The organism is Cellulomonas algicola (assembly GCF_003851725.1).
Lineage (GTDB): Bacteria > Actinomycetota > Actinomycetes > Actinomycetales > Cellulomonadaceae > Cellulomonas > Cellulomonas algicola.
Genome location: NZ_BHYL01000299.1, coordinates 1 through 11128, shown reverse-complemented (window position 1 = coordinate 11128; position 11128 = coordinate 1). Strand labels below are relative to the sequence as shown.

At 75.8% G+C, this 11128-nt stretch carries 10 protein-coding genes; 5 read left to right on the top strand and 5 right to left on the bottom strand.

The features are described from left to right. The 3 genes from tilS to dacB all read right to left on the bottom strand — a co-directional run. The coding region (gene tilS / locus CTKZ_RS16950; protein WP_124344046.1) for a tRNA lysidine(34) synthetase TilS at positions 1-927 on the bottom strand (927 nt) is incomplete at its 3' end. Between the two features lie 124 nt (positions 928-1051). Continuing rightward, positions 1052-2128 carry an Rv3626c family coenzyme F420 biosynthesis-associated protein gene (locus CTKZ_RS16945; RefSeq protein WP_124344045.1) on the bottom strand — a complete coding sequence of 359 codons (1077 nt, stop codon included), beginning with the start codon at positions 2126-2128 and terminating at the stop codon, positions 1052-1054. Positions 2129-2189: 61 nt separating this feature from the next. Next, positions 2190-3599 carry a D-alanyl-D-alanine carboxypeptidase/D-alanyl-D-alanine endopeptidase gene (gene dacB, locus CTKZ_RS16940; protein WP_124344044.1) on the bottom strand — a complete coding sequence of 470 codons (1410 nt, stop codon included), beginning with the start codon at positions 3597-3599 and terminating at the stop codon, positions 2190-2192. A gap of 174 nt (positions 3600-3773) precedes the next feature. Here dacB and CTKZ_RS16935 point away from each other — a divergent pair, with 174 nt between their 5' ends. After that, positions 3774-4268, top strand: a complete 495-nt coding sequence (locus CTKZ_RS16935) for an inorganic diphosphatase (RefSeq protein ID WP_124344043.1) — start codon at positions 3774-3776, stop codon at positions 4266-4268. A 144-nt stretch (positions 4269-4412) separates the two neighbouring features. Here the strand turns inward: CTKZ_RS16935 and CTKZ_RS22615 are convergent, their stop codons facing one another. Beyond that, positions 4413-5849, bottom strand: a complete 1437-nt coding sequence (locus tag CTKZ_RS22615) for a C40 family peptidase (RefSeq protein ID WP_268904346.1) — start codon at positions 5847-5849, stop codon at positions 4413-4415. A gap of 521 nt (positions 5850-6370) precedes the next feature. On the opposite strand from CTKZ_RS22615, the gene CTKZ_RS16925 reads away from it, so the two are divergent. The 3 genes from CTKZ_RS16925 to CTKZ_RS16915 all read left to right on the top strand — a co-directional run bounded on the left by CTKZ_RS16925 (position 6371) and on the right by CTKZ_RS16915 (position 9969). After that, positions 6371-7690, top strand: coding sequence for a bifunctional o-acetylhomoserine/o-acetylserine sulfhydrylase (locus CTKZ_RS16925; RefSeq protein WP_124344041.1), 1320 nt, complete (start codon positions 6371-6373; stop codon positions 7688-7690). A gap of 138 nt (positions 7691-7828) precedes the next feature. Further along, positions 7829-9046 (top strand): homoserine O-acetyltransferase MetX, encoded by a 1218-nt coding sequence (gene metX, locus CTKZ_RS16920; protein ID WP_371852388.1) that lies wholly within the window; start codon positions 7829-7831, stop codon positions 9044-9046. 197 nt (positions 9047-9243) lie between these two features. Next, positions 9244-9969: a maleylpyruvate isomerase N-terminal domain-containing protein gene (locus tag CTKZ_RS16915; protein ID WP_124344040.1), complete on the top strand. Its 726-nt coding sequence runs from the start codon at positions 9244-9246 to the stop codon at positions 9967-9969. A gap of 10 nt (positions 9970-9979) precedes the next feature. Here CTKZ_RS16915 and CTKZ_RS16910 read toward each other — a convergent pair whose 3' ends face one another. Continuing rightward, on the bottom strand, positions 9980-10684 hold the full coding sequence (locus tag CTKZ_RS16910) for a DUF5995 family protein (RefSeq protein ID WP_124344039.1): 705 nt from the start codon (positions 10682-10684) through the stop codon (positions 9980-9982). Between the two features lie 194 nt (positions 10685-10878). Between CTKZ_RS16910 and CTKZ_RS16905 the strand changes: the two genes are divergently transcribed. Beyond that, positions 10879-11128, top strand: a 250-nt coding sequence (locus CTKZ_RS16905) for an alcohol dehydrogenase catalytic domain-containing protein (protein ID WP_160142925.1), incomplete at its 3' end; no start/stop codon positions are given.

Here is an 11128-nt window from a genome sequence, read left to right as displayed (position 1 = left end):
GAGCAGCACCGCGACGTCGAGCCCGACGACGACGCCCGGCCGGGCCGCCGGTCCCGCCCCGCCGCCCTCGGGTCGGCGACCTCCGCCCGGCACGGAGGCGCGGGTGTCGCCGTCGCGGACGGAGGCCCCGCTCGCGGCCGGGACCGGGGCACCGGCGGGGGGCGTGGCGGTGGTGAGGAGGGTGGTCGCGAGGGTGTCGAGCGTGTCGGCGTCCTCGCGGAGCTGCTCGGCGGTGCGGGCGAGCGCGTCCGCGACACCGGGTCCGAGCTCGCGCTCGAGGAGCGGCAGGACGCGCTCGCGGACGCGGCTGCGCAGCGGCGCGTCGTCGGCTGCGCCCGCGTTGGTCGGGTCGTGCCAGGGGTCGAGCCCGAGCGCGGCGCACGCGCCGACGGTGTCGGTCCGGCGCAGCCCCAGCAGCGGACGACGCAGGACGCCCCGCACGCGCGGCATGCCCGCGAGCGACCGCGCACCGGACCCGCGCGCGAGCCCGAGCAGGACCGTCTCCGCCTGGTCGTCGAGCGTGTGCCCGAGCAGGACCGCCGCCGCCCCGAGGCGCTCCGCGACGGCGTCGAGCGCCGCGTACCGCGCGTGCCGCGCCGCGGCCTCGGGCCCGCCGGGAGCGTCGACGACCACGCGCTCCACGACGACCGGGTCGAGCCCGAGGGAGCGGCACACGGCGGCTGTCCGGGCGGCCACGTCGGCGGACCCCGGCTGCAGCGCGTGGTCGACGACGACCGCACCCGCCCGCAGCACGCGCGGCCCGCGCCGCACGGAACGGTCCGCGACGAACGCCGTCGCCGCCGCGAGCGCGAGCGAGTCCGGACCACCCGAGCACGCGACCAGCACGAGCGCACCGTCCGGGAGGTCGGCGACCGCGGCCGTCACCGCGCGCCGGACGTCGGCGACGCGACGGTCCGGACCCGTCACGGCCGCGGGGCGCCCGGCACGGCGACGACGCGCTCCGCCGGTCGACCGCCGGGGCCCGTCGTCGTCCGCGCACCCGCCCGGCTCGGGACGACGTGCGGGGACGGTCGACGGCCGGCCGGCGTCGTCACCCGTGCACCCGGCGGACCCACGACGCCGGGTCGGCGATCTCGCCGGGCCGGGGCAGCGTGTCGGGTCCGGACCAGACGGCGTTGAAGCCGTCACGCCCGACGTGTCCCTGCACGGCGCGGACGAACGCGGCGCCGTCGCGGTACTGCGCGAGCTTCTCGTCGAGCCCGAGCAGCCGGCGCAGGACGCGCTCGAACCCCCGGGCCCGTGCACCCTCGTCGCGCTTGGCCTCGAACTTGCGGCGGATCGTCCGCACGGTCCGGACGACCTTGGGCCCGACCTGGTCCATCGCGACGTCGGCGTGGCCCTCGAGCAGGGCCATCACGGCGCCCACCTCCTCGAACACGGTCCGCTGCCGGTCGCTGAGGACGTCGAGGACGCTGCCGCCGTCGGGACCGAGGACCGCGCGGGACACCCGGGCGATGAGGTCGGCGGCTCCGGGGCCGTCGTCCTCGCCGCCGGGCGCGGACGCGGCGAGGTCGGCGAGCAGCTCGGCGGACCGGCTGCGCACGAGGTCCGCGAGCCAGGGTGCGGCGGCGAACTGCAGGGCGTGCGTCTGCTCGTGCAGCGCGACCCAGAGGCGGAAGTCGGGGCCGTCGACGCCGAGCGTCCGCTCCAGGTGCAGCACGTTGGGGGCGACGAGCAGCAGACGGCCCGGCTCGCCGGGCGCCGCGGTGAACGGGTCGAACTGGCCGAGGACCTTGCCCGACAGCAGCGCGAGAACGCCGCCGACCTGCGCCGCCGCGACCGTGCGGGCGCCCGGGGGCGGGACGAGCGGGCTCCCGTCGGGGCGGTGCGCGAGCGGCGCGGCGAGCGTGGCGAACATCTCGACGTTCGCACGGGCCCACGTCGGGCGGTCGACGACCAGCACGCGCGAGACCGCGTCCGGTGCGGTGCCGTCGGCGGCGGTCAGGCCGGTGATGTCGGAGGCGTACCCGCCCGCGCGGTGCGCCGCGTCGCGCAGGCCGTCGACGAGGTCGTGCAGCTCGTCGCGGGTCGCCGTGGGCCCCGGGCGGGAGAGGCGGCCGGCGATGCGGGCGGCCGCGGTCCAGTCGACGGGCGCGGTCTCGTCCATCGGGCCACCGTAGACGTCGCAGGTCCCACCCGTCGCCGATCGCACCGAACGGCTCCAGGCGTCAGGCGCAGCCGCAGCCCGACAGGCTCGTCACGAAGCCGTCGATCGTCGCGCGCGGCCCCCACTGCCCGCCGGCGGGCGTCTGGTCGGCGAGGACGACGAAGACGAGCTGGCGGCGGTCGGCGTCGAGCACCGTGCCCGCGAGCGCGGTCACGCCCGGGAGGCTGCCGGTCTTGGCCCGGGCGAGCCCGCGCGCGGGTGACGACGTGTAACGGTCGGACAGCGTCCCCGTGAGGCCGGCGATCGGCATGCCGGTCGCGACCTCGCGCAGCCCGGGGTGCGCGGGGTCGGTCGAGCGGCGCAGCAGCGCGAGCAGCAGGTCGGGCGACAGGACCGAGCCGGAGCCGAGGCCCGACGCGTCGGACAGGTGCGCGCCGGTCGTGTCGACACCGCCCGCGGCGACGGCGTGCAGGACGGCCTGCGCGCCGCCGTCGAAGCTCGCGGGCAGTCCGGCGTCGATCGCGACGAGCCGCGACACGACCTCGGTGATCGTGTTGTCGGACGTGTCGAGGAAGTAGTGCACGACGTCGCCCAGCGGCGCGGACCGCACCTCGCCGACGACGGGCGCCCCGTCGGGTGCGGACATGCGCGCCGGGGTGCCGGTGACGGTGATGCCGACGTCGGCGAGGCGCTGCACGAGCGTGCGCGCGGCGTGCAGCGACGGGTCGGGGTAGCGCGGCGGGTACTCGCCCTCGCGCATCTTCGCGATGTCGACGCCCAGCGCGGTGACGGGCGCGACGAACCCCGCGGCGACGTCGGCGGGGTTCCACGTCGGGCTGAGGGTCGGGCCGCTGAAGAGCGAGTCGTCGAACCCGAGCCGGACCGTCGTGCGGCCCTGGAGCGTGAGCTCGCGGGCCACCTGCGCGGCGAGGTCGGCGAGGCCGGCGTGCCCGACGGTCGCATCGGGGTCGCCCGCTCCGGCGGCGAGCATCATGTCGCCGCCGCCGACGAGGACGAGCTGCTCGCCGCTCTGCACGACGGTCGTCGGGAGGGTGACGTCGGGGCCGAGCGCGTCGAGCGCGGCGACGGCGGTGACGAGCTTCGCGGTCGACGCGGGCGTGCGCCCCTGGTCGGGCAGGTGCGACGCGAGGACCTCGCCGGTGAGCTGGTCGGCGACGACCACGCCGACGGACGGGCCCAGCCGCGGGTCGGCGACGAGCCCGTCGACGAGGCCCTGCACGCTGGTCGCGCCGGGGACGGGCGCCTGGTCGTCGAGCGGACCGAGCACGGCGGCGGGGTCGCCGGGCTCGACCGCCCCCGGGGCGGTCGGGAAGGGTGCGGCGGGCGCGGGCGACGGCTCGAGCGTGACCAGGCCGGGCGCGACGTCGTAGGCGTCCGCGGTCCCGTACGCCGCGCCCGCGAGCACGACGACGAGCACGGCGGTGCCGACGACCCGTCCTGCTGTGGCCATGATCACCCTGTCTCTACCGGGGGCGGGGCGGGACCCCCGCGCGCCGGTGCGTCAGACTACTGTCCGAGACAAGGGCGCCCCCGACACCCCGGCGCGCCGTTCACGACGACCGACGAGTCGCCGGGTCCGCCGGCCCCATCGAGGCTGGGCGCGGACGTGGTGCTAAGGAGTGCTGTGGAGTTCGACGTCACGATCGAGATCCCCAAGGGGCAGCGCAACAAGTACGAGGTGGACCACGCGACGGGCCGCATCCGGCTCGACCGCATGCTCTTCACCTCGACCCGGTACCCCGACGACTACGGCTTCATCGAGGGCACCCTCGGTGAGGACGGCGACCCGCTGGACGCGCTCGTCCTGCTCGAGGAGCCGACCTTCCCTGGCTGCCTGATCCGCTGCCGTGCGCTGGGCATGTTCCGCATGCGCGACGAGGCGGGCGGCGACGACAAGGTCCTGTGCGTCCCGACGGGCGACCAGCGCGCCGCGTGGCGTCAGGACATCGACGACGTGTCCGACTTCCACCGTCTCGAGATCCAGCACTTCTTCGAGGTCTACAAGGACCTCGAGCCCGGCAAGTCCGTCGAGGGTGCGCACTGGACCGGTCGCGCCGAGGCCGAGGCCGAGATCGAGCGGTCGCGTCAGCGCGCGATCGACGCCGGGTACAACCACTGAGCGACGACCAGCACTGAGCCGTGACCCGGCCGCGCCACCGTGCGGCCGGGACGGACGACGACGGCCCGCCACCCTCGACGCGAGGGGGCGGGCCGTCGTGCTGCCGGGCCCGGGCGGTCGTCCGACCGCCGACCGGCGGGGTCGTCAGGGGCGACCCGCGTAGGGCATGGTGCCCGCCCAGCGCATCGCGACGAGCCGCACGGGCTTGTTGAACGTCGGGGCCTCGATGATCTGGCCGTTGCCCGCCCAGATCGCGACGTGGTGGATCGCGTCGGGGTTGTTGGGGTCCGTCGACCAGAAGACGAGGTCGCCCGGGCGCAGCTGGTCGTACGAGATCTTGAGGACCTGCTTGTACTGGTCGCGCGACGTGCGGTTGAGGCTGACGCCGCCCGCGCTGCGCCAGGACGTGCCGGTCAGGCCCGAGCAGTCGTAGCCCTCCGGACCGACGCCGCCCCAGACGTAGGGCTTGCCGAGCTGGGTCCTCGCCCACTCGACGGCGGCCGCTCCCCCGCCCGCCGAGCCGCGCGAGCGCCCCGTGCCGAGCCCGTACTGGCCGCCCGTCGCCGGGGGTGTCGTGGGCTGCGCGGTCGAGCCGCCGCCCGTCGAGCCGCCGCCCGTCGAGCCACCACCGGTCGAACCGCCGCCGGTCGAGCCACCGCCCGTGGAGCCACCGGTCGAGCCGCCGCCCGTCGACCCGCCGTTCGACCCGCTGTTCGAGCCACCGGTGGAGCCGGTCGACCCGCCGGCGGAACCGGTCGAGCCTCCGGTCGAGCCCGTCGACCCGGACGACCCGCCCGAGGCGGGCGGGGCGACCACGGGTGGACGCAGCGCCGCCTGGCGTGCGGCCTCGTCGGCGCGCGCACGCCGGTCGGCCTCGAGGGCGTCCTGCCGAGCCCGCTCGACCTCGGCGCTGGTCTGCCGGGCCGCCGCGAGGGCGGAGATGAGCTGGTCGCGCTCGGCGGCGCCCGCGGCGAGCGCGGCGTCGCTGTCCTGCTGCGTCTTCTGCGCGGTGGCGAGCGCGGCGGAGGCGTCCTGCTCGGCAGCCTTCGCGTCGTCCTCGGCCGTCCTCGCGCGGTCGGCGAGGACGCTCGCGACGAGCTGGGCGGCCCGGAACTCCTGCACGGCCTCGTCGGCCTTGCCGGTCATCTGCTCGAGCGCGGTGGAGCGGCGCGCGACGTCGCGGAAGCCGTCGGCGGACAGCACGGCCTGGAGGGCCTCGACGTTGCCGCCGGACCGGGCGGCCTCGCGGGCCATCGCGACGAGGGTGCGGCGCGCGTCCTCGGCGCGGGCGTCGGCGTCGGCGGAGCGCTGCACGGCGTCGGCGGCGGCGACCTTGGCGGCCTCGGCGGCGGCCAGCGCGACGGTGTAGTCCTCGCCGGCCTTCTGGACGGCGAGCTGCGCGGCGTCGGACTGCGCGGAGAGCTGCGCGAGGCGCAGCTCCATCTCGGCGACCGAGCGGGACGCGGCGTCGACGGCGCGACGCGCGTCGCGGACGTCCTGGGCGGACGGGGGCGTCGGATCGGCGGCGGCGACGTCGGCGCCGATGATCCCGGAGGTGGCGACGACGACCGCGGCGGTCACCAGCCGGAGGGTCCGCCGGGGAACCCGGCGTCGGCCCTCGTCGGCACCGAGCACGCTGTCGAACCGCACCACTGCACTTCCTCCGGACGCTCGCACGGGCCCCTCCCCGGGCCCGTTCGCGGTTCGACGCTACCCACGTGAGTCACAGAAGTGAACAGAAGTCACACGAGCAACACGAGTCACACCGTTGTGGTTAGGGACGTATCGGACGTACGCTCACCCGTTCGGCCGAGATCGTCCGGTCGCCGACGTCGGGCCGCTGGTCCGGCCGTCTCACATCACGGGACGGCTGTGTCATCCAGCGGATGGTCGCTCGTACTCTCGGTCGCATGACCCGTCGAATGTGTCGCTGACCAGCGCACGTTCGGCATGCCCGCGGACAGGTGACCAGCCCCGGCCACACCCGCGACGAGCCAGACGCTCGACACGTGCGCCCCTCCCACCCCTTCCGCGGGACGGACGTCGGCTGCCCGAGCTCCCCGCGGACCGAGCACCACGGATCCCCGAGAGAGAGCAGACCGATGAGCAACGAGAGCTGGAGCTTCGAGACCCGCCAGATCCACGCGGGCCAGGCCCCCGACGCGAGCACGGGCGCGCGCGCCCTGCCGATCTACCAGACGACGTCCTACGTCTTCGACTCCGCGCAGCAGGCCGCGGACCGGTTCGCGCTCAAGGAGCTCGGCCCGATCTACACGCGCATCGGCAACCCGACGACCGAGGTCGTCGAGAACCGCATCGCGAACCTCGAGGGCGGCGTCGGCGCGCTGCTCGTCGCGTCGGGCCAGGCGGCGGAGACGTTCGCGATCCTCAACATCGCGGAGGCGGGCGACCACGTCGTCGCGAGCCCCTCGCTCTACGGCGGCACGTACAACCTGCTGCACTACACGCTGCCCAAGCTCGGCATCGAGACGACGTTCGTCGAGGACCCGCACGACGCCGAGTCGTGGCGCGCGGCCGTCCGCCCGAACACCAAGCTGTTCTTCGCGGAGACGATCCCCAACCCGAAGTCCGACGTCCTCGACATCGAGCTCGTCGCGGACGTGGCGCACGAGAACGGCGTGCCGCTGGTCGTCGACAACACCGTCGCGACGCCGTACCTCATCAACCCGCTGCAGTGGGGCGCCGACGTCGTCGTGCACTCGGCCACCAAGTACCTCGGCGGGCACGGCTCCGCGATCGCCGGCGTGATCGTCGACGCGGGCCGCTTCGACTACACGGCCGACCCGGAGAAGTTCCCCGGCTTCAGCAAGCCCGACCCGTCGTACCACGGCCTGGTCATCGGCGAGGCGCTCGGCAAGGACGGCGTCTTCGGCGTCAACCTCTCCTACATCCTCAAGGCGCGCATCCAGCTGCTGCGCGACCTCGGCGCGGCGGCGGCGCCGTTCAACGCGTTCCTCATCGCGCAGGGCATCGAGACGCTGTCGCTGCGCGTCGAGCGGCACGTCGCGAACGCGCAGAAGGTCGCCGAGTGGCTCGAGGCGCGCGAGGACGTCGTGACGGTCCACTACGCGGGCCTCGAGTCGTCGCCGTGGCACGCCAACCAGCTCAAGTACGCGCCGCGCGGCGCGGGCGCCGTCCTGGCGTTCGAGATCGAGGGCGGCAGAGAGGCCGGTCAGGCGTTCGTGTCGGCGCTCGAGCTGCACTCGAACGTGGCGAACATCGGTGACGTCCGCTCGCTCGTCATCCACCCCGCGTCGACGACGCACAGCCAGCTCACGCCGGAGGAGCAGCTCCGGTCCGGCGTGACGCCGGGCCTGGTCCGCCTCGCGGTCGGCATCGAGCACGTCGACGACATCCTCGCCGACCTCGACGCGGGCTTCCGGGCCGCCAAGGGCGCCTGACCCGTGCCCTCGTCCCCGCCGCCGCCCGGCGAGCCCGCCCACGGCTCACCGGCCGGGCGCGGCGGGGACGACCCGGCCGTCCCGAGCCGCGAGACCGCGCCCGGGCACCCGTCCGACCCGCCCGTAGATTGGGATCTCGTGCCCGACGACACGTTCACGTTCACCCCGTCGAGGGCGCACGCGCGCACGCTCGCCAGCCGCGTGCCGCTCCCCGAGCGGCCGCCCGTGCGCGCGTCGTCGGCCTGGCGCGAGGGCGACCCCGTCGGGCGGCGGCAGTTCGCCGACCTCGGTCCGTTCGCGCTCGAGTCGGGCGGCCGGCTGCCCGCCGTGCGGCTCGCGTACGAGACGTGGGGCACGCTGAACGAGGACGGCAGCAACGCGGTGCTCGTCCTGCACGCGCTCACCGGGGACTCGCACGTCACCGGGCCCGCGGGCGACGGGCACCCGACCGCCGGCTGGTGGCAGTCGATGGTCGGGCCCGGCGCCCCGATCGACACCGACGAGTGGTTCGTCGTCGCGCCCAACGTCCTCGGCGGCTGCCAGGGCTCGACGGGCCCCGCGTCGACCGCACCCGACGGGCGGCCCTGGGGCGGCCGCTTCCCGCTGCTGACCGTCCGCGACCAGGTCGCCGCCGAGGTCCGCCTCGCCGACCTGCTCGGCATCGACTCGTGGGCCCTCGTCATCGGCGCGTCCATGGGCGGCCTCCGCGTGCTCGAGTGGGCCGTCACCGCGCCCGAGCGCGTCCGCTCGATCGCCGCGATCGCCACGGCCGCGCAGACGTCGGGCGACCAGATCGCCGGGTTCCACACGCAGCTCGCCGCGATCCACGCCGACCCGCGCTACCGCGACGGCGACTACTACGACGCCGCCGACGGCGACGGCCCGCACGTCGGGCTCGGCATCGCCCGGCAGATCGCGCACCAGACCTACCGCAGCGCCGCCGAGCTCGACGAGCGGTTCGGGCGCATCCCGCAGGGCGCCGAGGACCCGCTCGAGGGCGGCCGGTTCGCCGTGCAGTCCTACCTGGACCACCACGGCGACAAGCTCGCCCGTCGGTTCGACGCGAACACCTACGTCGCGCTGACGCGCACGATGATCACGCACGACCTCGGCCGCGACCGTGGGGGCGTCGCCGCGGCGCTCGCACAGATCACCGCGCGCGCCCTGGTGATCGCGGTCGACTCCGACCGGTTGTTCCCGCCCGCGCAGTCCGAGCGCATCGCCGCGGGCATCCCCGGCGCGGGACCCGTGCGCACGGTGCGCTCGCCCTACGGCCACGACGGGTTCCTCATCGAGGAGGACCAGGTCGGCGCGATCGTCTCGGAGTTCCTGACCGACGAGGTCCGCACCCGCTGAGCCGCGAGGCGGGTGCCGTCGCCGTCTCCGCGTCCGCCCCCGTCCCTCCGCTGTCCCCGACCGACGGGCACCTGCTCGTGGCCACGCGGCGTCGACGTCCTGGTCACGCGGACGCGTCGACGTGTCACGACCACCGCCCGCGGTCCGCGGCCGCGGAATGACAGGTCCGGGCGACGGGACTGCGGCACGATGGACGGATGTCCTCCACCGACCTCGCCGCCGCGTCCGCCGCCCTGCACGGTCAGTGGGACCGCCTGCGGTCCTGGGTCGCGGAGGTGGTCGACGACGACGTCGTCGACGCGCCGTCCGTCCTCGACGGCTGGTCGGTCGCCGAGCTGGTCGCGCACCTCGGCCGGGCGATGGACGCGCTCGCCGTCTGCACCCCGCTGCCCGACGGGACCGTCCCGTACACGCTCGCCGAGTACGTCGGGACGTACGTCGCGCGGGCGCAGGACATCGCGGACACGACGCGCGGCCTCGCGGAGCAGATCGCGCCGAACCCGCTCAAGGCCGTCGACGCGATGGCGGCCGCCGCGTTCGCCAACCTCGACGCGCTGGGGCCGTCCGACCGCGTGGTGCAGGCGCGCCGCGGGCCGGTGATGCTCTCGACGATGACCGTGTCGCGCGTGCTCGAGCTCGTGGTGCACGCCGACGACCTCGCCCGCTCGGTGCGTCGCGCGCGCGGCACCGGGGCGGGCCCTGACCCGATCGACCCCGCCGCCCTCGCGCTGGTCGCCGACGCGCTGCTCGACATCGTCGTCGCTCGCGGGGGGTGGAGCCTCGAGGTCGCCGACGCGCGCCGCTGGGTGCGCCTCGCGGCGGGCCGCACGCCCTACGACGTCGACGAGCTGGCCCGCGCCCTGCAGCCCCAGCACACGTCGGAGGCCGTCCCCGACCTCGGCCGGATGCTCCCTCTGCTCTGACGACGCGACGTCAGGGGAAGCGCGTGAGGAGCTGGCGTCCGACGAGCCCGACCGTCCGCGCGAGCGTGTCGCGGACGGCGGCCGCGAGCGCCGTGGCGCCCCGGACCTCCCACAGCACCTGCGCGGACACCCAGGCGGCGTCGCGCGCCTTGTCGATCGAGAAGTTCGTGACGAGGTCGGCGAGCGGCGACAAGGCGCCCGCGTGCTGGACGACGCACGCGTCGAGGAACGACTGCCGGATCGGCCGGACGACCTCGGCGAGCACCCGGTTGACGCGCTCGAAGTCGGCGTGCACGTCGCCGTCGTCCGGGTCGCATCCGCGCGCCCGGCACGTCGCGACGACCGCGAGGGCGAGGTCGAGGTTGATGTGCGCGTTCATCCCCGCGAGCGCGAACTGGACGGGTTCGATGCCGCGCAGAGCCCGACGCTCGACGAGCGGTGCCCAGGCGCGGGACACGGGCTGCTGGGCCGCGACGTCGGCGGGGACGTCGAGGAACAGGCGCGCGAACCGCACGTCGAGGTCCTCGACGAACGACGGGTCGCGGAACGTGCCGTCGACGACGCGCAGCGCGACCAGCGCCGTCACCCGCCGGTAGACGTCGAGGAACACCCCGAGCCCGTCGTCGCGCGCCCACCCGGCGCGCAGCGCGTCCATCTCGGCCACGACCCGCCCGATCGCGACCGACCCGCCGCCCGGCACCACGACTGCCCCCATGACGGCAGCATCCCGAAGCCGCACCCGGTCCGTCATCACCCGCTCGCGCGCTGACGCCCCTCCCGTGATCCCCGCTGCCTGGGGCGGAGGGGGGTGGGGCGACGGCAGGCGACGAGGACGGACGCGGGCCGGGAGTGGGGTGGTGCGCCCCCTGAGGTGCGCGGACGGCCGGTGGCGGTCGCTACGGTGGCCGGGTGATCGCCGCCTACGCCGCCCGCTTCTCCCCCGACGACCCGCTGGCCGCGCTGGAGGTCGGCGAGCAGCCTGCACCGGAGGCCCGTGACGGCTGGACGGTCGTCGACGTGCGCGCCGCCGCGCTCAACCACCACGACCTGTGGTCGCTGCGCGGCGTCGGGCTGCGCGAGCAGCAGCTGCCGATGATCCTCGGCACCGACGCGGCGGGCGTCACGGCGGACGGGCGCGAGGTCGTCGTGCACGGGGTGG

What these genes read in the sequence shown, in the direction of transcription:
- CTKZ_RS16945 (WP_124344045.1), bottom strand. Translation starts at nt 2,128, where the DNA reads ATGGACGAGACCGCGCCCGTCGACTGGACCGCGGCCGCCCGCATCGCC.
- dacB (WP_124344044.1), bottom strand. Translation starts at nt 3,599, where the DNA reads ATGGCCACAGCAGGACGGGTCGTCGGCACCGCCGTGCTCGTCGTCGTG.
- CTKZ_RS16925 (WP_124344041.1), top strand. Translation starts at nt 6,371, where the DNA reads ATGAGCAACGAGAGCTGGAGCTTCGAGACCCGCCAGATCCACGCGGGC.
- CTKZ_RS16915 (WP_124344040.1), top strand. Translation starts at nt 9,244, where the DNA reads ATGTCCTCCACCGACCTCGCCGCCGCGTCCGCCGCCCTGCACGGTCAG.
- CTKZ_RS16910 (WP_124344039.1), bottom strand. Translation starts at nt 10,684, where the DNA reads ATGGGGGCAGTCGTGGTGCCGGGCGGCGGGTCGGTCGCGATCGGGCGG.